This is a genomic window from Pseudomonas sp. HMSC065H01, assembly GCF_001815235.1.
Classification (GTDB): domain Bacteria; phylum Pseudomonadota; class Gammaproteobacteria; order Pseudomonadales; family Pseudomonadaceae; genus Pseudomonas; species Pseudomonas aeruginosa.
On record NZ_KV819932.1, the window covers coordinates 114,635 to 135,569 of the forward strand.

The following is a 20,935-nucleotide window of genomic DNA, read 5'->3' on the forward strand; positions in this document are numbered from 1 at the left end:
GGTTCAGCGGAACAGGTCGTTGATGCGGTCGAAAGGCATCGCCGCACGGGTCGCTTCCAGGTCGCGCCGCGCCAGCGCCTGCGCCGCCTGATGGAAAGCGCCGAAGGCGACCCGGGCAAGATTCGAGCCCAGGCTCACGCGCTTGACGCCGAGGGCTTCCAGCTCGTCCAGCGACAGCTCCAGGCGCGGCGAACCGACCAGCACGTTGATCGGCTTCGGCGCCACCGCTTCGAGCACCGCGACGATCTGTTCGCGGCGGTTCAAACCGGGCGCGTAGAGCACATCGGCGCCGGCATCGGCGTAGGCGCGCAGACGCCGCAGGGTGTCGTCGAGATCCTCCCGACCATGCAGGAAGTTCTCCGCGCGGGCGCAGAGGGTGAACGGAAATGGCAACGCACGGGCAGCCTCGACCGCGGCAGCGACCCGCTCCAGCGCGGCGGAGAACTCATAGATGGGCTGTCCGGCGCGCCCGCTGGCATCCTCGATGGAACCACCGACCAGACCGGCCTCGGCGGCCAGGCGGATGGTCGTGGCGCAGTCTTGCGGAGCATCGCCGTAGCCGTTTTCCAGGTCGGCGGCGACCGGCAGATCGGTGGCGGCGACGATCGCCCGGGCGTTTTCCAGCGCCTCGGTCCGGCTCACCGCGCCTTCCGCGTCGCGCCGGCCCAGGGAGAACGCCAGGCCTGCGCTGGTGGTGGCAAGGGCATCGAAGCCGAGGCTGGCGAGCATCTTCGCCGAACCGGCATCCCAGGGATTGGGCAGGACCAGCATGCCGGGCCCCTGGTGCAGGTCGCGGAAACGTTCGGCGCGTTGGCGTTGGCTGGTCATGGCGGCGGGCTCCGTGGCGGGGAAAGGACTCCCTAGCCTAGGCGCAGGCCGGCGGAGCGTCGAGCGCCGCGCTCAGAGCAGGCCCAGTTGCTCCACTTCCGGGGCCGGGATCGGCTCGGGTAGCGCCGGCAAGCCTGGCAGGCGCTGGCCCAGCAGCGCATGGAAACGCTGGGCCTGCTGGGCCGCCAGGTGATTGTCGGGGGTATGCAGGAATACGTATGGAGTCAGGCCGGCCTCGATCCAGTCGGCCACCTTGTCGACCCAGGGCAAAAGGAACACCTCGTTGGCCGGCAGGTCGGGACCGCCGATGAAACGCACCTGTGGCGTATCGCTGAAGGCCGCCGGACGGATCGGCAGGCGCGGCTTCTTCGACTGGGCGTGGAGCACCGCCGGATCGTCCGAACGGCAACTGAACAGCGCCCGCGAATCCAGGCAGATGCGCTCCACGCCACGCTCGCGCAGGTGGCGGTTGAGCAGGCGCTCGTCCTCGCCTTTGTCGAAGAACGCCGGGTGGCGTACTTCCACGGCAATCCGTCGCGGACTCAGCTCATCGAGGAAATACAGCAGTTCGCCCAGGCGCTGCGGGGTGAACGCCGCCGACAGTTGCAGCCACAGCGGGCTGACCCTTTCGCCAAGCGGCGCCAGCAGTTCGAGGAAGTCGCCGGCGGCCTCGAGCCGTTCGCGCAGGTCGCCTTCGTGACTGATATCGCGGGGAAACTTGGCACAGAAGCGGAACCCCGCCGGCATCGTCTCGGCCCAGCGCCGCACGGTTTCCGCCGAAGGCCGGGCATAGAAGGTGGTATTGCCCTCGACCGCGTTGAAGATGCCGCCGTAGTGTCCGAGGTAGTCGGCGGAACGCAATTCGCGCGGATAGAAGCTGCCGCGCCAGGCCGCCTCGTTCCAGGATGGACAACCGAGGAAATAAGGAAGGGAAACCACGGGAGCGCAGGGAACCGCTCAGGCGTAGAGGTCGAGGCCGAGGACATCCTCGGCGCCGGCGTCGATGTTGAGGCTGGCGGTGGAGTTGTAGCTGGCCAGGGCCATCGCCGCATGGCTGCTTACCGGGCGCTGGAACGCCAGCAGGTCGCGGGCGCTGACCGGCAGGCTGTCGCCGCCCGCCGAACTGGCCTGGACCTTGCGCGCCTGCGGCGCCTGCTCGAAGCCCTGGCTGCCGGAAACCGGCGCCGGCTGCTCGCGCCGCGCCTCGACCTCGCGCTGCATGTCGCGATACGGCGTGACCGCGGAGCCCGGTCGGGCGCTGCGCTCCAGCGGCAACGAAGAGGAAGAAAGTCCGTCGATACGCATGATCAAAACCCGGGGAAGTCTCCACACTCTAGCCAGCCCCGAAAGGCTTGGCAATTACCGCTGCGCGGCATTTTCAGGGCGCTTTTTTCGGCGTCGCCACGTTGTCGCGCAGGTACACCGGCAGCGCCTGTTCCGCCTCCACGCCTTCGCCGCGCGCCCAGGCGAAGCCGGCCAGGCTGAGCAAGTCCTCGGCATGCGGCAGCAGGCTCGCGTCCAGCGCGGCCGGGCGCTGCGGCATGCGCTCGACGTAGCCCCAGCCGGTGCCGGCGCCGAACCAGTCCGCGGCAGCGGCGTCCCACGGTACGGCGACCCGCTCGGGCGGCAGTACCGCTTCGCTGCCGGCCAGGCGCATCTCGCCCTGTTGCAACTGGTAGCAACCCCAGTAGACCTCGTCCATCCGCGCGTCGATGGCCGCGGCGACCCGCTCCGCACCCTGCTCGCGGTAGGCCCGCTGGGCCAGGATCGCCAGGTCGGAGACCGCCAGTACCGGGCGCTGCAGGGCGAAGGCCAGGCCCTGGACCACGCCGATGGCGATGCGCACGCCGGTGAAGGCGCCCGGACCGCGCCCGAAGGCGATGGCGTCCACCGCGGACAGGGCGACGCCGGCCTCGTCGAGCAGGTCGCGGACCATCGGCAGCAGGCGCTGGGCGTGCAGGCGCGGGATCACCTCGTAGTGACTGAGCGCCCGCCCCTCGTGGAGCAGGGCGACGGAGCAGGCTTCGGTGGAGGTATCCAGGGCCAACAGAGTGGACATCGACGGTTCCGCGTGGTGAAAAAGACGCCGATTGTACCAGCCTTCGCCGCCCCGGAAACGCCGACGGCCCGCAAGCGGGCCGTCGGTGCTACAGCGCTGCGGATCAGCTCAGGGCCGAAAGCACTTTCGCGGTGATCTGCTCGACCGAGCCGACGCCGGCGATGCTGTGGTATTTCGGGGTGCCTTCGGCGGCCGACAGCTTCTGGTAGAAGTCGACCAGCGGCTTGGTCTGCGAATGATAGACCGACAGGCGGTGACGCACGGTCTCTTCCTTGTCGTCCTCGCGCTGGATCAGCTCTTCGCCGGTAACGTCGTCCTTGCCGGCGACCTTCGGCGGGTTGTGCTCGGTGTGGTACACGCGGCCGGAGGCCGGATGCACGCGACGACCGGCGATACGCGACACGATCTCCTCGTCGTCGACGGCGATCTCGACCACGTGGTCGATGGTCACACCGGCGTCCTTCAGCGCTTCGGCCTGCGGGATGGTCCGCGGGAAGCCGTCGAACAGGAAGCCCTTGGCGCAATCGGCCTCGGTGATGCGTTCCTTGATCAGGGCGATGATGATGTCGTCGGATACCAGGCCGCCGCTGTCCATCACGCCTTTCACCTGCTGGCCGAGCGGGCTGCCGGCCTTGACTGCGGCGCGCAGCATGTCGCCAGTGGAGATCTGCGGAATGCCGAACTTCTCGGTGATGAACCGTGCCTGGGTGCCTTTGCCGGCACCGGGTGCCCCGAGCAGAATCACACGCATCGATATGCTCCTTAGAATTGGTAAGCGAAAGTCTGGATCCGCCTCGTGGGGCCAATCTCGTATTTGCAGGAAACGGCACTGTATGGCGCCGAAAAGGCTGTCCAAGATACACAGCGCCCCCCCACCGCACAAGACACCGAAAGTTGCCCCCCGCCTTCCCTCATCCGGTGTTGCGCAGTCCGGCGGCGACCCCCGCGACCGTCACCAGCAGCGCCTGCTCCAGGCCGCCGCAGGCGTCGCCCCGGCAGCGCCGCGAACGGGCCAGAAGCTCAGCCTGGAGCAGGTGCAGCGGGTCTAGATAGCTGTTGCGCACGCTGATCGACTCGCGGGTCTCGCTGGCGTGGGCGAGCAGCAGCGACTGCCCGGTCAGTCCCAGCACCACGCGCACCGCCTGCGACAATAGGTCGCGTAAACGACGCCCCAGCGGACGCAGCTCGAGCGGCACTAGACGTTCGTCGTAGAGCCGCGCGATATCCGCGTCGGCCTTGGCCAGGACCATTTCCAGCATGTCGATGCGGGTGGTGAAGAACGGCCATCGCTCGCGCATCTGCCCGAGCAGCGCGCCCTCGCCACGCTCGATGGCGTTCAGCAAGGCGGTCTCCCAGCCAAGCCATGCCGGCAGCATCAGGCGCGTCTGGGTCCAGGCGAAGATCCAGGGAATCGCCCGCAGGCTCTCCACCCCGCCTTCGCGGCGCTTGGCCGGGCGGCTGCCCAGCGGCAGGCGACCCAGTTCCTGCTCGGGCGTGGCCAGGCGGAAATACTCGACGAACTGCGGATCGTCGCGCACCACCCTGCGGTAGGCCAGCAGCGCGTCCTTCGCCAGGCGGTCCATCTGCGCGCGCCAGGCCGGCTCCGGAGCCGGCGGCGGCATCAGGGTCGCTTCCAGCACCGCGGCGAGGTAGAGATTGAGGTTCTGTTCGGCGATGTCCGGCAGACCGAACTTGAAGCGGATCATCTCGCCCTGTTCGGTGACCCGGAAGCGCCCGGCCACCGAACCCGGCGGCTGCGACAGGATCGCCGCGTGGGCCGGCCCGCCGCCGCGACCGACGGTACCGCCGCGGCCGTGGAAGAGCAGCAACTCGACCTCGTGCTGGCGGCAGATCTCCACCAGTTTCTCCTGCGCCCGGTACTGCGCCCAGGCCGCCGTGAGGGTACCGGCGTCCTTGGCCGAATCGGAGTAGCCGATCATCACTTCCTGCACCCCGGACAGCCGCGAACGGTAGCCCGGCAGCGTCAGCAGGCGCTCCATGCAGGGGCCGGCGTTGTCCAGGTCGTCGAGGGTCTCGAACAGCGGCACCACGCGCATCGGCCAGTCGACGCCGCTTTCCTTTAGCAGCAGTTGCACCGCCAGCACGTCGGACGGCTGGCCGGCCATCGAGATCACGTAGGACCCCAGCGACGCCGGTGGTGCGGCGGCGATCGCCCGGCAGGTGGCGAGCACCTCGGCGGTATCCGCCGAAGGCTGGTAGTGCGCCGGCAGCAGGGGGCGGCGGCTGTTCAGTTCCTCGAGAAGGAATTCCAGGCGGGTCTTCTCGTCCCACTCGTCGTAGCTGCCCAGCTCCAGGTACTCGGTGATCTCGCTCAGCGCGGCGGCATGGCGGGCCGAGTCCTGGCGCACGTCCAGGCGTACCAGGAACAGGCCGAAGGTGGCGGCGCGGCGCAGGCAGTCGAGCAACGCGCCATCGGCGATCACGCCCATGCCGCAGGCGTGCAGCGACTCGTGGCACAGTTGCAGCGGCTCGACCAGGTCGCGGTTGTGCTCCAGGACGCCCTCCGCGGCCGGCACCTCGCCGGCCAGGGCCTGGTGGGTCCAGTTGCGGGTCACGCGCAGGCGCTCGCGCAATTGCTTGAGCAGGGCGCGATAGGGCTCGGCGCTATCGCCGACCCGCGCCAGCAGCTGCGGCGAGGCCTGCTGCATGGACAGCTCGGCGGCCAGTCGGTCGATATCGCGCAGGTACAGGTCGGCGGCCATCCAGCGCGCCAGCAGCAGGACCTCGCGGGTCACGCTGGCGGTGACGTTGGGATTGCCGTCGCGGTCGCCCCCCATCCAGGACGCGAAGCGCAGCGGCGCGGCGGTCAACGGCAGGCGTTCGCCGGTGCTGCGCAGGAGTACCTCGTCGACGTGCCGAAGGACGTTCGGCAAGGCCTGCCAGAGAGAATGTTCGATCACCGCGAAGCCCCATTTCGCCTCGTCCACCGGGGTCGGCCGGACCTTGCGGATCTCGTCGGTATGCCAGGCCTCGGCCACCAGCCGCTGCAGGCGCTGCTGGATGCGACTGCGCTCCTCCGGCAGCAGGTCGGCATGGTCCTTGGCCGCCAGCTGCGCGGTGATCGCATCGTATTTCTGGATCAGCGTGCGCCGCGCCACCTCGGTGGGATGGGCGGTCAGCACCAGTTCGATCTCCAGCCCGGCGAGCTGGCGAGCCAGTTGCCCGGGGGCATGCCCGGCGTCCTTGAGACGCCCCAGCAGCTCTTCCAGCACCAGGTTCTCGAAGGGTTCCGGCTCGTTCGGCCGGCGCCGGCGGATACGGTGGTATTGCTCGGCGATATTGGCCAGGTTGAGGAACTGGTTGAAGGCCCGCGCCACCGGCAGCAGTTCGTCTTCCTCGAGCCCGTCGAGGGTGGCGGTGAGCTGCTGGGCGCCCTCCGCGGAACCGCGGCGGGCAGCCTTGGCGCCCTTGCGGATCAGCTCGATCTTGTCGAGGAACCGCGGGCCGTACTGCTCGCGGATGGTGTCGCCGAGCAATTCGCCCAGTTGGTGGACGTCCTCGCGCAGGCGCGCATCGATTTCCGGCATGACCTGTCTCCACTGCGGGTGGGAAACCAGCTTGGCTCAGGCGCCCCCGCGCTTACAAGCCCGCAGGGTGCCAGTACGGCGCCGCCGGGCCGGAAGCGAGGCTGCCGGCGCCGATCGGGTCTAGTCTGAAGGAAGTGCCCGCACCGAGGCACGGCCCCACGAGGGCCCCCCAGCACGCCCGCCACGACCGGGCTGAAGAGGTCAGCATGAAGATCCGTGAGCTTGTCCGCCATTGGGAACACACCGCCAAGGGCCGCATGGCCCGCAACCACTACAGCATCCCGCTGGACGTCGAAAGCGCCGCGCGCCTCGCCGCGCTGCACGAGATGTATCCGCGGCGCAGCGTCGAGGAACTACTGGGCGAGCTGGTCGGCGCCGCCCTGGAAGAACTGGAGGCGAGCTTTCCCTACGTGAAGGGGAGTCAGGTGGTGGCCACCGACGAACAGGGCGATCCGCTGTATGAGGATGTCGGCCCTACCCCACGCTTCCTGTCGCTCTCGCGCAAGTACCTGCACGAACTGGTCGCGCAACAGGACACCTCCAGTCACTGAGCGCGGCTTCAGCCATGCCGGCGGTGCACGCCGGGGACGTGCATGTGCCCGGCCTCGGCGCATTCCTCGGCGATTGGCGACAGCGGCGCGGGCTGCTCCAGTTCGCGGAGGATGCCGCAGGCCTGGCTGTTGCCGGCGACCGTACAGCGTGAGCCGAGATCCCGCAGTTGCTCGCGCAATGCCTGGAGTTCGGCGATGCGCACCTCGACGTGATGCAGGTGCTCGTCGATCAACCGGTTGGCGGTGCCGCAATCCGCCTCGGGACGGTCGCGCAACGCCAGCAGGGTACGGATTTCCTCCTGGGTCATGTCCAGCGAGCGGCAGTGACGGATGAACGACAGGCGCTCGACATGCGCCAGGGTGTATTGCCGATAGTTGCCTTCGCTACGCGCGGGCTCGGGCAACAGGCCTTCGCGCTCGTAGTAGCGGATGGTCTCTACCGGGCAACCGGTTCTCTTCGCCAGCTCACCGATCTTCATGCCAACCCTCCTCCAATCGCCGACGCGGCTACCCGAATTGGCAGTACCGCTTGACTCTGTAGTTGCTACAGGGTGTGCAATCGCACCCAACACGTCAAACGGGAATTGTTTCCATGAGCCACGAACACGCCGACACTTGCTGTCACGGTCACGGACATGATCATGGGCACCGCCACGCGCCTCGCCCGGCGGTGGCCGCCATCGGAACCCTGGCCGGCAACGCCGAGTTGCGCTGGAGCGACCTGCGCATCGAAGCGATGGACTGCCCGACCGAGGAGCGCCTGATCCGCGACGCCCTCGGTCGCCAGCCGGCAGTGGAGTCGCTGGAATTCAACCTGATGCAGCGCCTGCTGCGCGTCCAGCATCGCTTCGACAGCGTCGAGCCGCTGCAGAAGCTGATCGCCGGCCTCGGCATGCAAGCGGTGCCGCTGGATGCCGGCGAAAATACCGACGGCCCCTCGCAAGCGCCGGCGAAACCCTGGTGGCCGCTGGCCCTGGCCGGCGCGATGGCGCTGGCCTCGGAGATCGTCGAATGGTTCGGCCTGGCGCCGGACTGGGTGGTCGCCGGCCTCGCCCTGCTGGCCATCCTCGGCGCCGGCCTGCCGACCTACCGCAAGGGCTGGATCGCACTGAAGAACCGCAACCTGAACATCAACGCCCTGATGAGCATCGCCGTGACCGGCGCCGTGCTCATCGGCCAGTGGCCGGAAGCGGCGATGGTCAGCGTGCTGTTCGCCATCGCCGAGTTGATCGAGGCGAAGTCCCTGGATCGCGCGCGCAACGCCATCCGCGGCCTGCTGCAACTGGCTCCGGAACAGGCCACCGTGCTGGTCGGCGGCGAATGGAAGGAGCTGCCGGCCAAGCAAGTGGAACTGGAAGCCACCGTGCGCGTGAAGCCCGGCGAACGCATCGCCCTCGACGGCGAGGTGACCAGCGGCCGCTCCAGCGTCAACCAGGCGCCGATCACCGGCGAAAGCCTGCCAGTGGAGAAGGAGGTCGGCGAGCCGGTGTTCGCCGGCAGCATCAACGGCGAGGGCGCGCTGGAGTACCGCGTCACCCGCCGCGCCGACGACAGCACCCTGGCCCGGATCATCCACGCCGTGGAGGAAGCCCAGGGTTCCCGCGCACCGACCCAGCGTTTCGTCGACAGTTTCGCCCGCGTCTACACCCCGGTGGTATTCCTCATCGCCCTCGCCACCGCGGTGCTGCCGCCGCTGCTGTTCGGCGGCGCCTGGCTGGACTGGATCTACCGCGCCCTGGTGCTGCTGGTGATCGCCTGTCCCTGCGCGCTGGTGATCTCCACCCCGGTGACCATCGTCAGCGGCCTTTCCGCCGCGGCGCGCCTGGGCATCCTGATCAAGGGCGGGGTGTTCCTCGAACTCGGGCGCAAGCTGTCCTGGGTCGCCCTCGACAAGACCGGCACCATCACCCATGGCAAACCGCAACAGACCGACTACCTGCCGATCGCGGAGGCTGACGGGACGGATGCGCGCCTGCTCGCCGCCAGCCTGGCCGCGCGTTCCGACCACCCGGTATCGCGCGCCGTGGCCAACGCAGCGGAAGAGGACGGCCTTGCCCTGGGCGTGGTCGAGGACCTCGCTGCCTTGCCGGGACGAGGCGTCAGCGGACGCATCGACGGCGTCCTCTACCACCTCGGCAACCATCGCCTGGTGGAGGAACTGGGCCTCTGCTCGCCGGCCCTGGAAGAGCGCCTGGACGCCCTGGAGCGCCAGGGCAAGACGGTCATCGCGCTGTGTGATCCGCAGCGCGTGCGGGCCCTCTTCGCCGTCGCCGACGGGGTCAAGGACAGCAGCCGCGAGGCGATCCGCGAGCTGCACGCGCTGGACGTGAAGACCCTGATGCTCACCGGCGACAACCCGCACACCGCAGCCGCCATCGCTGCCCAGGTAGGCATCGACGCAGCTCGCGGCAACCTCCTGCCGGAGGACAAGCTGCGTGAAGTGGAAGCGCGCCAGGCCGACGGCTCGCGGGTCGGCATGGTCGGCGACGGGATCAACGACGCGCCGGCCCTGGCCCGCGCCGACATCGGCTTCGCCATGGGCGCGGCGGGCACCGACACGGCCATCGAGACCGCCGGCGTCGCGCTGATGGACGACGACCTGCGCAAGTTGCCGCAATTCGTCCGGCTGTCGCGCACCACCCACGCGATCCTGGTCCAGAACATCACCCTGGCCCTGGGCATCAAGGCGGTGTTCCTCGCCCTTACCCTGGCAGGCGAAGGCACCCTATGGATGGCGGTATTCGCCGACATGGGCGCCAGCCTGCTGGTGGTGTTCAACGGTCTGCGACTGTTGCGCAAGCGTTTCTAAAAGGCCCCACTGGCCTCCTCCAGCCCCACTCAGGTGGGGCTTTTTTCTGCCCGAGTGTTCCGTCCTGGAGCGCTGCGGCAGTTGTGCGTTTCGTGGACTAGAGCCCTGTAGGACGGGCTTTAGTGAGCAGAGGTGGCGTTCTGCGACCACGCCGGAAGCCGACTGTTCAGTCAGAAAATTTCAGATTTTTTTTTGAACCCCTGAACCAGCGGGGGAGTCACTAAAAGTACATGGCCAATCGCCAAGCCCCTGAAACAGAGGCCTGGCAGAGGCTTGCTCAGTGAGCAGGAAGAAAAGACCGGAGGGCCGGAAACGCGCCCACGGTAATGGCCAGAGATGAAAGCCAAGGAATCAGCATCCCTGTCAGAGGAAATTTCCCATGGAGCAAAAAGCGATGAGCAAGCAACACACCGGTTCCCTGCGTGGCCTCAAGCTGGCCCTGCTGGCCGTAGGCAGCAGCCTGGTCCTGGCCGGCTGCGCCGGCAACCCGCCGACCGAGCAGTTCGCCGTGACCGAATCCGCGGTGAATAACGCGGTGAGCGCCGGCGGCCCGGAATATGCCCCGGTCGAGATGAAGTCCGCTCAGGACAAGCTGAGCCAGGCGCGCATCGCCATGAACGACAAGGAATACGACCAGGCCAAGCGCCTGGCGCAGCAGGCCGAGTGGGACGCCCGGGTCGCCGAGCGCAAGACCCAGGCCGCCAAGGCGCAGAAAGCCGTGAAGGATGCCCAGCAGGGCGTCATGGAACTGCGTGAGGAAGGCATGCGCGATACGCAGCACTAAGCCGGATTCCGCCCTTCTTTCGTCGATTCGTGATTAAGGATGACCCCTATGCGTAAGTACATTGCCCTCCCCGCCGTATCCCTGCTGGCCCTGGCGCTGGCCGCCTGCTCCACGCCGCCGAACGCCAACCTGGAACAGGCCCGCAGCAACTTCTCCGCGCTGCAGTCGCAGCCCGACGCGACCAAGGTCGCGGCCCTGGAAACCAAGGACGCCGGCGACTGGCTGGCCAAGGCCGACAAGGCCTACCAGGATGGCGAAGACCAGCGCGACGTGGACCAACTGGCCTACCTGACCAACCAGCGCATCGAACTGGCCAAGCAGACCATCGTCCTGCGCAATGCCGAGGCGCAGTTGCAGAACGCCTCCGCCCAGCGCGCCCAGGCCCGCCTCGACGCGCGCACCGCGCAACTGGACAAGCTGCGTAGCCAACTGAATGCCAAGCAGACCTCGCGCGGCACCATGGTGACCTTCGGCGACGTTCTGTTCGATCTCGACAAGTCCGACCTGAAGCCCGGCGCCATGCGCAACATCCAGCAACTGGCCGAGTTCCTCCAGCAGAACCCGGAGCGCCAGGTGATCGTAGAGGGCTACACCGATAGCACCGGTTCCGCCAACTACAACCAGCGCCTGTCCGAGCGTCGTGCCGACTCGGTGCGCATGGCCCTGCTCAGCCGCGGCATCAGCCCGGAACGCGTAGCCACCCGTGGCTACGGCAAGGAATATCCGGTGGCCAGCAACGGCACCAGCTCCGGCCGTGCCATGAACCGTCGGGTGGAAGTCACCATTTCCAACGACGCCAAGCCGGTCGCGCCACGCTCCTCCGTCAGCGGCTGATAAGCCCTACGGAAGCCCAAAAGCCCCGCCATCCGGCGGGGCTTTTTCATGGGCGGGGCTTGAGCTTTCCAGGTATCAGCGGGCCACAGGCCGCTCGCCGAGCAAGCGCTGGTAGCGCTCGGCCATCGAGCTATCGAAGGCAACCAGGACGATTTCCTCCAGGCTGCTGTGCGCCGGGCGTTGCCGGCAGACCTCTTCGACGGCAATGGCCGCGGCCTGCTCCAAGGGATAGCCGTAGATGCCGCAGCTGATGGCGGGGAACGCGACGCTGGCCGCCCCGGCCTGCTCGGCCAGCGCCAGGCTGCGCCGGTAGCAGCTGGCCAGCAGCTCCGCTTCGCCGTTGTCGCCGCCGCGCCAGACCGGGCCGACGGTGTGGATCACGTGGGCCGCCGACAGACGGAACCCACGGGTGATCTTCGCCTCGCCGGTCTTGCAACCGTGCAGCAGGCGGCAGGCCGCCACCAGTTCGGCACCGGCGGCGCGGTGGATGGCGCCGTCGACACCGCCCCCACCGAGCAGCGAGGAGTTCGCCGCGTTGACGATGGCATCCACCGCAAGACGGGTGATGTCTCCCTGCCAGACGCGGACCTCGGTCATTTCACTTCCTGCGGGACTTCCTGTCCGGCGCAGCGCACGGCGTGCTTCCTGTTGTCCACCAGCACGCCGGAAAGGCCCTTCTGCTCGGTGTCGAACAGCACCAGGACGCCATCGATGCACTGCGCGACCTGCTTGGCCGGCTCCAGGGACAGCTTCACATCTTCGCCGGGCAGGCTCTTCAGCATGGTGAAGTCGGCCAGCAACAGGGCGTCCTGCGGCTTGGCGAAATGCAGGTAGCCGTAGTACCAGAGCACGCCGACGGTGACGAAGATGGTACCGATGCCGGTCAGGATGCAGGGGAGTACGTTACGGTCGCTCATGGATTGCCTTCGGGTTTCGCGGATTCGCGGTTCGGGATTTCGGCCAGCCGGCGCAGGCCGGTGAAGCCATGGGGATCGTCGAGGAAGCGCAGCATCACTTCCTGCCAGGTCGCTTCGGCGAAGGTCTGCACGTGGCCGCCTCGGGTCAGTTGCAGGACCTTCGGCGGCCGCGCCTGGCGGTACAGGGCGATGCCGTTCTCGAGGGGCACAATGGTATCGTCGATGCTGTGAAAGAACAGCATGGGTGCGCCAGAAAGCCGCGCCACCGAATGGATGGCGCTGTCGTCGTCGGGCACCAGCCAGGACAGCGGCACCTGCAGTGGCCAGGTCAGCCAGGAACCGTCCAGCATGTGCCGGGCGATGCCGCGGTAGCTCGCCGGTACCCCGTCGAACACCAGCGCCTTGAACTGGCCCTGGCGCTGCGGATGCTCGGCCAGGTAGTGGATCGCCAGCGCGCCGCCGAGACTCTGCCCCAGCAGCACGCGCTCGGTGCCCTTCACCTCCGGCGCCTGGTCGAGCCAGGCGAACGCCGCGTCGATGTCGCGGTAGACCTCCGGCAGTCCCGGCTGGCCCTCCGACTGGCCGTAGCCGCGATAGTCGAGCATCAGCACCTGGTAGCCCTCGGCGGGCAGCCACCACGTGCCGCCGAGGTGCCAGGACAGGTTGCCGCCGTTGCCGTGCAGGTAGAGCACGGTGCCTTTCACCGGCACGCCTTTCTTCGCCGGCAGCCACCAGGCGCGCAGGCGCACGCCGTCGGCGGTGGTCAGGGTGACGTCGCGGTACTCCAGCCCGGCGCGCGCCGGAGTGATCTGCACCACCGGCTCGGGATAGAACAGCAGCGAACTGCAGCCACCGAGGAACAGCGCGCCGAGTACCAGCAGCGGGATCAGCAGGCGCTTCATCCGTTGTTGGTCCTTACCTCTTCGCGGGCGCGAAAGGTGGCGTCGTAGATGCGCCCAGCCAGGCGCGAGAACGGCAGGCTCTGCAGCCAGACGGTGCCGCTGCCCTTGAGGGTGGTCAGCAGCAATCCTTCGCCGCCGAACAGCATGCTCTTCAGGCCGCCGGCCAGTTGCACGTCGTAGTCGATGCCGTCGGTGAAGGCCACCAGGCAACCGGTGTCGACCCGCAGCGTCTCGCCATTCAACTGGCGGCGGATCAGCGTGCCGCCGGCGTGGACGAAGACCAGGCCATCGCCCTCGAGCTTCTGCAGGATGAAGCCCTCGCCGCCGAAGAAACCGGCGCCCAGGCGCTTGGTGAAGGCGATGCCGACCCGGGTGCCATAGGCTGCGCAGAGGAACGAGTCCTTCTGGCAGAACAGGCGCCCGCCGACATCGTCCAGGTCCACCGCCACCACGCTGCCCGGATAGGGCGCGGCAAAGGCCACGTGCTGCTTGCCCTGGCCTTCGTTGGTGAAGTGGGTCATGAACACCGACTCGCCACCGAGCTTGCGCTTGCCGGCGCTCCACAGCTTGCCCAGCAGGCTGCCGTCGGAGCCGTCGCCCATCCGCGCGGTGAAGCGGATGTCGCCGGTCATGTAGTTCATCGCCCCGGCCTCGGCGATCACGGTTTCCCCGGGGTCGAGTTCGATCTCCACGGTCTGCATGGATTCGCCGAGGATGCGGTAGTCGAGTTCGTGGCTGGCCATCGCCGTTCTCCTTGCTTGCCGGCCGACCGCCCGCGCGCACCGGGAAAGACCGGCACGGCGGGGAACGGTCAGAGGATGTTCGCGTAGTCCGCTTCGATGCGGTCCAGGCTGAGGTGGTTGAGGAAGTTCGAGAAGCACATCCAGGCCGACAGCGCGTTGAGGTCGCGGAACTGCGGCGGCAGGTACTTCGGCGGCGCCACCAGGCCCTCGTCCACCAGCTGGCGCAGGGTGCGCATGTCTTCCAGGGTGGTCTTGCCGCAGAACAGCAGGGGGATCTGTTCGAGCTTGCCCTTGCGCACGGCGAGCTGGATGTAGTTGTAGATGAGGATGAAGCCCTTCAGGTAGGACAGGTCCTTGGTGAACGGCAGGCCATCCGGGGTCGAGCCGCGGAAGACCCGGCTGGCGTTCTGGTAGCTGTCCTCCAGGCTGTAGCCCTGCTCGCGGTAGAAGTGGAACACGTCGAGGAAATCGGCGCCCTCCTCGGCCATGTGGATCGCCCGGGTGCGATTGGTCAGCTTGCGCAGGCGGGTCGGGTAGGAGGCGAAGGCGATCACCTCCATCAGGATCGCCAGGCCTTCCTGGGTCACGGTGGAGGACGGCGGTCCCTTGGCGAGGAAGGTGCAGATCGGCTGGCTCAGGCCGTTCAGGGTGGTGCCGACGTGCACCAGGCCCTCGTGGACCTCCAGCGCGCGCACGTCGCGCTCGTTGAACAGGGCGTCGGCGCGTACCTTGATGTAGTCGGCGCCGGCCGCCGCGTCGGCGACGATGCCGTCGGACTCGAACACGCGGATGGTGCCCTCCTCCTCGCCGAACACGGTGTTCAGCCGCGCCTGGAGGATCGGTACGACCTCCTTGGCGGTCAGGGTCTTGGGTTCGTCCTTGAGATCGCCGCGGTCGGCGATGTTGTTCAGGTAGTCGGAGAGCATCAGGCCGAGGTCGGCCAGGGTCGGATCGCCGGCATGGAAGGCGTCCGAGGCCGAGCCGTAGAGTTCCTGGGAGATCAGCCCGAGGTCCGGGGTGCCGCGCGCCTCGAGCATGCGAATGACCATCCGGTATTCCTTGCACATCCGCCGCATGATCTGCCCGACCGGGTTGAACTGGCCCAACTGGCGGGTGATGTCGCGCTCGATGTTCTGGAATTCCTGCTTCTTGGCGCTGGCGTCGAAGGCCAGCGGGCGGCTGTCGTAGTAGCCGCGATCGACCTTCGGCGCATGCTTGCCGCGGCCCTTGAGGAAGTCCTGGCGGATCCCGTCGTCCCATTTGATCGCATCCAGCACGCGGATCGGCGTCTGCGCCTCGACGATGCGATCGGACAGGGAGCGGATGATCTTCTGGTAGTCGTTCTGCGCCTTGCGCTGGCTCATCGGCAATCTCATTGGGTGACCCGCTGGAAGCGGGCGGCCTCGACGAACACGTCGGAATTGGCGGGATCGTTCAGGTAGGCGAAGACCTTCGCCAACGGGCTGCGCACCAGCGCGCCCTTGCCCTGATCGCTGTCGACGGTCTCGCCGTCGAGCTGGCCGGCGCCGAGGTCCTCGACGATGCGCTCGACGTCGAGGTTGTAGATCACCAGCTCGTCACCGTCGGTGATCTCGAAGCCGGCGATGATGAAGTTGCCGCCCAGGCTCTTCGGCAGGCCGGCCGACAGGTACCAGCGCTTGCCCTGGTGGGAGACGGTGAAGCCGTAGTCTTCCAGGCTCTCGGTATTGTCCTTGCTGTCCACGTAGCTGAGCGCACGGTAGACATTGCTGCCGGAACGGGTGATCTCCAGGAATTGTTCTTCCTTCCACTCGTTCTCGCGGCTCCAGGTCCCGAGCAGATGGCTCGGCGCCGCCTCGCGCGGCGGTATCGGCTCCTTGAAGGTGACCAGGCAACCGCCCAACAGCAGGAAACTCAGGACCACCAGGCAACGCCAGGCTTTCATCACACGCTCCTTAGGAACCCTCCGCAACCTGCGACCGGCTGGCCGAGGGAAGGTTCGGGTATGAAAAACCCCGCCATGGCGGGGTTGACGCTCAGGTCACAGGCCCATGACCAGATTCAGGTACCGTCTGAGTATGGCGCGCATTTCGTCCACGGCCAGTTGCTCGACCCCGTCCACGAGGCCCTGATATTCCATCTGCAGAATAATCGACGTCAACACCTTGGCGTCCTGCTCGGGCTGCCCGGAACCGAGCACCTGGAAGAAATGCACGGCGCCGAGGGAGAGAATCCGCTGGTGGGCATCGGCCAGTTCGCGCAGGCGCGGGTTGAGCAACGCCTCCTGGCGGAAGGCCTGTTCGGCCAGCAGGTGCTCGCGGCGCTCGGTGAGCTGGACCTGGACATACTGCACGGCCAGCTCGACGATCCGTTCCACCAGCGAGCCACGGGCGCCGGGGTCGTCGGCCAGCACCGCGGCCATCTCCTGGAGGTCGCCCTCCACGCTGCTCCAGAACGCCGACAGCGCCTCTGCGTTGCGCTCGACGAAGAGGGCGAAGGTGTCGGTGATGAGATCGTCGATGTCCTTGAAGTAGTAGGTGGTGGCCGACAACGGCACCTGGGCCTCGGCGGCCACCGCGCGGTGGCGCACGGCCCGTACGCCGTCGCGGACGATCAGGCGCATGGCGGCATCGAGAATCGCCTGGCGCCGCTGCTCGCTGCCCTGGCGGCTGGCCTTGCGGCCCTGGTAACGAACGCTTTCGGCTACCGCGCTGGCGGCCTGCGCGGCGCTGTCTCTGGGAGCTACTCGGGACACGGTGTTTCCTCCGCTCGCGGACGATGGGGCATTGTTCGGACTTTTTCGCGTGGAATCAATCGGCCGCTATCGGGGAAGCTCCGATCCCACCCGCACCTTCCGTGGTCAGCCGGCGGATCGGCGGTTATCGGCCCCTGGCCCGGCGGCCGGGACACCGCGCGGCCATGAAAAAACCGCCCGAAGGCGGCTTTTCCATGGACTGTTGCGGCGCTCAGGCCTGCGGGCGCATGTGCGGGAACAGGATCACGTCGCGGATCGACGGCGAGTTGGTCAGCAGCATCACCAGGCGGTCGATGCCGATGCCTTCGCCGGCGGTCGGCGGCATGCCGTATTCCAGGGCATTGATGAAGTCGGCGTCGTAGTGCATCGCCTCGTCGTCGCCGGCGTCCTTCTCCTTGACCTGCAACATGAAGCGCTCGGCCTGGTCCTCGGCGTCGTTCAGCTCGGAATAGGCATTGGCGATCTCGCGGCCGCCGATGAACAGCTCGAAGCGGTCGGTGACGCTCGGGTCTTCGTCGTTGCGGCGGGCCAGCGGCGAAACCTCGAAGGGGTAGCGGGTGATGAAGTGCGGCTGCTCCAGCTTGTGCTCCACCAGTTCCTCGAAAATCATCACCTGCAGCTTGCCCAGGCCTTCGTGGCCGAGGACCTTGGCGCCGGCCTTCTTGGCGATGGCCCGCGCCTTCTCGACGTCGTTGAGGTCGGCGGCGGTGATCTCCGGGTTGTACTTGAGGATCGAATCGAACACCGACAGGCGCACGAACGGCTCGCCGAAGTGGAAGACCTTGTCGCCGTAGGGCACGTCGGTGGTACCGAGTACCGCCTGAGCCAGTTCGCGGAACAGTTCCTCGGTCAGGTCCATGTTGTCTTCGTAGTCGGCGTAGGCCTGGTAGAACTCGAGCATGGTGAACTCGGGGTTGTGCCGGGTCGAGACGCCTTCGTTACGGAAGTTGCGGTTGATCTCGAAGACCTTCTCGAAACCGCCGACCACCAGGCGCTTGAGGTACAGCTCCGGGGCGATGCGCAGGAACATGGCCATGTCCAGCGCGTTGTGATGGGTCTCGAACGGCTTGGCCGCGGCGCCGCCGGGGATGGTCTGCAGCATCGGGGTCTCCACTTCGAGGAAACCGCGCTCGCTGAGGAAACGGCGGATGTGGGCGATGACCTGGGAACGCACGCGGAAGGTGTGGCGGGTTTCCTCGTTGACCATCAGGTCGACGTAGCGCTGGCGGTAGCGCTGCTCGGTGTCGGTCAGGCCATGGTGCTTGTCCGGCAGCGGACGCAGCGACTTGGTCAGCAGGCGCACGCTGGTCATGTCGACGTACAGGTCGCCCTTGCCCGAGCGGGCCAGCACGCCTTCGGCGCCGATGATGTCGCCCAGGTCCCAGGTCTTGATCTCGGCCAGGGTTTCTTCCGGCAGGGTCTTGCGGTTGACGTAGACCTGCAGGCGCTCGCTGCTGTCCTGGAGGACGATGAAGGAACCGCGGTTGAGCATGATCCGACCGGCCACCTTGACCGGGATCGCTGCGGCTTCCAGCTCTTCCTTGGTCTTGTCGGCGTACTGTTTCTGCAGGTCCGCGAAGTAGGCGTCGCGGCGGAAGTCGTTGGGGAAGGCGATGGCCCGGGCTTCGCGCACGGCGGCAAGTTTTTCCTTGCGCTGGGCGATCAGCTTGTTTTCTTCCTGTTGCAGTTCGTGCTGGTCGAGTTGTTGGTCGCTCATGGTCTTGGTGGTTCCTGGTTAGGCTCTCTTGCCTGTGGAAACGGATTGCGCAACAGGGGCGAAAAGCGTAGCGAACGCCGGCCAGGCAAGGCGGGAAATGGCGAGGACACGGAGTTCACGATCGTAAAAAACGAGCAGTCCGAACCATTTTCCAACGCGGCCTGGCCAGGCGCAGCAGCTTTACAGCCCCTGTTTGAGGCTGGCTTCGAGGTATTCGTCTAGATCGCCGTCGAGCACCTTGTCGCAGTCGCTGCGCTCGATACCGGTACGCAGGTCCTTGATCCGCGACTGGTCGAGCACGTAGGAGCGGATCTGGTGGCCCCAGCCGATGTCGGACTTGGAGTCCTCCAGGGCCTGGGACGCGGCGGTACGCTTCTGCATTTCCAGCTCGTACAACTTGGCCCGCAGCATCTTCATCGCGGTGTCCTTGTTGGCGTGCTGGGAGCGTTCGTTCTGGCACGCCACCACGGTATTGGTCGGCACGTGGGTGATCCGCACCGCCGAATCGGTGGTGTTCACGTGCTGACCGCCCGCGCCGGAGGAGCGGTAGGTATCGATGCGCAGGTCGGCCGGGTTGATCTCGATCTCGATGTTGTCGTCGATTTCCGGCGATACGAACACCGCGGTGAACGAGGTGTGGCGACGGTTGCCGGAGTCGAACGGACTCTTGCGCACCAGGCGGTGCACGCCGATCTCGGTGCGCAGCCAGCCGAAGGCGTACTCGCCCTTGATGTGCACGGTGGCGCCCTTGATGCCGGCGACCTCGCCCTCGGACAGCTCGATGATAGTGGCGTCGAAGCCGTGCTTGTCGGCCCAGCGCAGGTACATGCGCAGCAGCATGTTGGCCCAGTCCTGGGCCTCGGTGCCGCCGGAGCCGGCCTGGATGTCCAGGTAGGCGTTGTTCGGGTCCATCTCGCCGCTGAACATGCGGCGGAACTCCAGCTTCTCGAGGATCTCGCGCAGACGCTCGACTTCGTTGGCAACGTCGTCGACGGCGCCCTCGTCGTCTTCCTCGACCGCCATGTCCAGCAGGTCGCGGGAGTCGGCCAGGCCGCTGGTCAGGTCGTCCAGGGTTTCCACCACCTGCGCCAGCTGGGCGCGCTCGCGGCCGAGGTTCTGGGCGTATTCGGGGTTGTTCCAGACGTTGGGGTCTTCGAGCTCGCGGTTTACTTCGACCAGGCGATCATGCTTCTGATCGTAGTCAAAGATACCCCCGAATGGTCTGGGTGCGCTCGGAGAGGTCCTTGATGCTGTTGAGGATCGGGTTGATTTCCATGGCTGGCGCTCACTCGCGGGAAAACGTCGAAAAGCTGCGAAGTATACTGCACTTGCGCCCCACAGGCAGTACGCCGGCCTCTATTTAATGCCGGCCGGCGACGCATGGCCGCCGCGCGCCGCTCAGCCCGCCGGGGCCGGCGGCACCGGCTGTTCCATCAGGCCGACCTGGTTGCGGCCATTGTTCTTGGCCTGGTAGAGCGCCTGGTCGGCCATCTCGATGAGAACCCGGAAGGTTTGCCCGCCGCCGCCCGGCACCAGGGTGCTGACGCCGATGCTGACGGTCAGGTGCGAGCCCGGGCGTGGCTGGTCGTGGCTGATCTGCAGGCTCTCCACCGTGCGCCGGACCTTCTCCGCCAGCAACCGTGCGCCGCCCGGCGAGGTGCCCGGGAGGACCATGGCGAACTCCTCGCCGCCGTACCGAGCCGCCAGGTCCGAGGAGCGACTGCAGCCCTCGCGGATGGCCCCGGCGACCTGGCGCAGGGCCTCGTCGCCGGCGACGTGGCCGAAGGTGTCGTTGTAGCTCTTGAAATAGTCCACGTCGATCATCAGCAGCGACAGTTGCGACTGCTCGCGCAGCGAGCGGCGCCACTCCATCTCCAGGTATTCGTCGAAGTGACGACGGTTGGAGAGCCCGGTCAGGCCGTCGGAGTTCATCAGCCGCTGCAGCACCAGGTTGGTCTCCAGCAACTGCTGCTGGCTCTCGCGCAGCGCCCGATAGGCCTCGTCGCGTTGCTGCAGGGCGATGTACGAACGCGAGTGGTAGCGGATCCGCGCCACCAGCTCGATGGCGTCCGGCAGCTTGACCAGGTAGTCGTTGGCGCCGGCGGCGAACGCCGCGCTCTTCACCGTCGGCTCTTCCTTGGTCGACAGGACGATGATCGGGATGTCGCGGGTCGCCGGGTTGCCGCGGTAGGCGGCGAGCAGCGTGAGGCCGTCGACGCCGGGCATCACCAGGTCCTGGAGGATCACCGTCGGCTTGATCTGGTTGGCCACCGCCACCGCCTGCTGCGGATCGGAACAGAAGTGGAAGTCGATGCCCGCCTCGCTCGCCAGCGAGCGACGCACAGCCTCTCCGATCATGGCCTGATCATCGACAAGCAGTACCATGACCGCGCCGTCCAGAGGGGCGCCCAGGTCGGTCTTGCTCTCATGAGGGTTGTGCATGTTTCTCTCCGGGACCGGGGCCCCTCGTATCAAATTGAATGCTGTTCCACGCACCGCCACGGCGGGC

At 67.2% G+C, this 20,935-nt stretch carries 21 protein-coding genes; 4 read left to right on the forward strand and 17 right to left on the reverse strand.

The window, feature by feature from the left end; genetic code table 11:
- Window positions 1-3 precede the first annotated feature (3 nt).
- The 6 genes from HMPREF3014_RS27945 to ppc form a co-directional block, all read right to left on the reverse strand.
- Window positions 4-828 carry an isocitrate lyase/PEP mutase family protein gene (locus tag HMPREF3014_RS27945; protein ID WP_003098657.1) on the reverse strand — a complete coding sequence of 275 codons (825 nt, stop codon included), beginning with the start codon at window positions 826-828 and terminating at the stop codon, window positions 4-6.
- Window positions 829-900: 72 nt separating this feature from the next.
- The gene (locus HMPREF3014_RS27950; RefSeq protein ID WP_003098658.1) at window positions 901-1,767 is read right to left on the reverse strand and encodes a DUF72 domain-containing protein; all 867 of its coding nucleotides are present in this window, start codon (window positions 1,765-1,767) and stop codon (window positions 901-903) included.
- An 18-nt stretch (window positions 1,768-1,785) separates the two neighbouring features.
- A complete protein-coding gene (locus HMPREF3014_RS27955; protein ID WP_003453667.1) occupies window positions 1,786-2,133 on the reverse strand; it encodes a hypothetical protein in 348 nt (115 codons plus the stop codon).
- A 73-nt stretch (window positions 2,134-2,206) separates the two neighbouring features.
- Window positions 2,207-2,887, reverse strand: a complete 681-nt coding sequence (gene tsaB / locus HMPREF3014_RS27960; RefSeq protein ID WP_003092483.1) for a tRNA (adenosine(37)-N6)-threonylcarbamoyltransferase complex dimerization subunit type 1 TsaB — start codon at window positions 2,885-2,887, stop codon at window positions 2,207-2,209.
- Between the two features lie 103 nt (window positions 2,888-2,990).
- Window positions 2,991-3,638 carry an adenylate kinase gene (adk, locus tag HMPREF3014_RS27965; protein ID WP_003092485.1) on the reverse strand — a complete coding sequence of 216 codons (648 nt, stop codon included), beginning with the start codon at window positions 3,636-3,638 and terminating at the stop codon, window positions 2,991-2,993.
- Between the two features lie 160 nt (window positions 3,639-3,798).
- On the reverse strand, window positions 3,799-6,435 hold the full coding sequence (gene ppc / locus HMPREF3014_RS27970) for a phosphoenolpyruvate carboxylase (RefSeq protein WP_003103713.1): 2,637 nt from the start codon (window positions 6,433-6,435) through the stop codon (window positions 3,799-3,801).
- A gap of 206 nt (window positions 6,436-6,641) precedes the next feature.
- On the opposite strand from ppc, the gene HMPREF3014_RS27975 reads away from it, so the two are divergent.
- Complete coding sequence (locus HMPREF3014_RS27975; protein ID WP_003092488.1) at window positions 6,642-6,986, forward strand: hypothetical protein; 345 nt, start codon at window positions 6,642-6,644, stop codon at window positions 6,984-6,986.
- Between the two features lie 8 nt (window positions 6,987-6,994).
- Here the strand turns inward: HMPREF3014_RS27975 and cadR are convergent, their stop codons facing one another.
- Entirely contained in the window at window positions 6,995-7,465 is a 471-nt protein-coding gene (cadR, locus tag HMPREF3014_RS27980; RefSeq protein WP_003103716.1) for a Cd(II)/Pb(II)-responsive transcriptional regulator, read from the reverse strand.
- A 113-nt stretch (window positions 7,466-7,578) separates the two neighbouring features.
- On the opposite strand from cadR, the gene HMPREF3014_RS27985 reads away from it, so the two are divergent.
- From HMPREF3014_RS27985 to HMPREF3014_RS27995, 3 genes are all read left to right on the forward strand, one after another.
- A complete protein-coding gene (locus HMPREF3014_RS27985) occupies window positions 7,579-9,795 on the forward strand; it encodes a heavy metal translocating P-type ATPase (protein WP_003117471.1) in 2,217 nt (738 codons plus the stop codon).
- A 379-nt stretch (window positions 9,796-10,174) separates the two neighbouring features.
- Window positions 10,175-10,579 (forward strand): DUF4398 domain-containing protein, encoded by a 405-nt coding sequence (locus tag HMPREF3014_RS27990; RefSeq protein WP_003092495.1) that lies wholly within the window; start codon window positions 10,175-10,177, stop codon window positions 10,577-10,579.
- 48 nt (window positions 10,580-10,627) lie between these two features.
- Window positions 10,628-11,413, forward strand: a complete 786-nt coding sequence (locus HMPREF3014_RS27995; RefSeq protein ID WP_003092499.1) for a lipotoxin F family OmpA-related lipoprotein LptF — start codon at window positions 10,628-10,630, stop codon at window positions 11,411-11,413.
- Between the two features lie 75 nt (window positions 11,414-11,488).
- Here HMPREF3014_RS27995 and HMPREF3014_RS28000 read toward each other — a convergent pair whose 3' ends face one another.
- The 10 genes from HMPREF3014_RS28000 to wspR form a co-directional block, all read right to left on the reverse strand.
- Complete coding sequence (locus tag HMPREF3014_RS28000; RefSeq protein WP_003163253.1) at window positions 11,489-12,010, reverse strand: O-acetyl-ADP-ribose deacetylase; 522 nt, start codon at window positions 12,008-12,010, stop codon at window positions 11,489-11,491.
- Complete coding sequence (locus HMPREF3014_RS28005; RefSeq protein ID WP_003092509.1) at window positions 12,007-12,330, reverse strand: PA3694 family proteiin; 324 nt, start codon at window positions 12,328-12,330, stop codon at window positions 12,007-12,009. Before HMPREF3014_RS28005 ends, HMPREF3014_RS28000 begins: the two co-directional genes overlap by 4 nt.
- The gene (locus HMPREF3014_RS28010) at window positions 12,327-13,232 is read right to left on the reverse strand and encodes an alpha/beta hydrolase (RefSeq protein WP_003103721.1); all 906 of its coding nucleotides are present in this window, start codon (window positions 13,230-13,232) and stop codon (window positions 12,327-12,329) included. The genes HMPREF3014_RS28005 and HMPREF3014_RS28010 overlap by 4 nt, the downstream gene beginning before the upstream one ends.
- Window positions 13,229-13,975, reverse strand: a complete 747-nt coding sequence (locus tag HMPREF3014_RS28015) for a TIGR00266 family protein (protein ID WP_003113847.1) — start codon at window positions 13,973-13,975, stop codon at window positions 13,229-13,231. Before HMPREF3014_RS28015 ends, HMPREF3014_RS28010 begins: the two co-directional genes overlap by 4 nt.
- A 68-nt stretch (window positions 13,976-14,043) precedes the next feature.
- Entirely contained in the window at window positions 14,044-15,339 is a 1,296-nt protein-coding gene (locus HMPREF3014_RS28020; RefSeq protein WP_003092515.1) for a flavohemoglobin expression-modulating QEGLA motif protein, read from the reverse strand.
- A gap of 8 nt (window positions 15,340-15,347) precedes the next feature.
- On the reverse strand, window positions 15,348-15,899 hold the full coding sequence (locus HMPREF3014_RS28025) for a hypothetical protein (protein ID WP_003103725.1): 552 nt from the start codon (window positions 15,897-15,899) through the stop codon (window positions 15,348-15,350).
- 96 nt (window positions 15,900-15,995) lie between these two features.
- Window positions 15,996-16,709, reverse strand: coding sequence for a TetR/AcrR family transcriptional regulator (locus HMPREF3014_RS28030; protein WP_003092520.1), 714 nt, complete (start codon window positions 16,707-16,709; stop codon window positions 15,996-15,998).
- 211 nt (window positions 16,710-16,920) lie between these two features.
- Window positions 16,921-18,426, reverse strand: coding sequence for a lysine--tRNA ligase (lysS, locus tag HMPREF3014_RS28035; RefSeq protein ID WP_003103728.1), 1,506 nt, complete (start codon window positions 18,424-18,426; stop codon window positions 16,921-16,923).
- A gap of 180 nt (window positions 18,427-18,606) precedes the next feature.
- A protein-coding gene (gene prfB, locus HMPREF3014_RS28040) for a peptide chain release factor 2 (RefSeq protein WP_010895661.1) occupies window positions 18,607-19,702 on the reverse strand; the annotation gives its coding sequence in 2 pieces (ribosomal slippage) (window positions 18,607-19,629 and window positions 19,631-19,702; 1,095 coding nt in all).
- Window positions 19,703-19,824: 122 nt separating this feature from the next.
- Complete coding sequence (gene wspR, locus HMPREF3014_RS28045) at window positions 19,825-20,868, reverse strand: Wsp signal transduction system regulator diguanylate cyclase WspR (protein ID WP_003103734.1); 1,044 nt, start codon at window positions 20,866-20,868, stop codon at window positions 19,825-19,827.
- Between the last annotated feature and the right edge of the window lie 67 nt (window positions 20,869-20,935).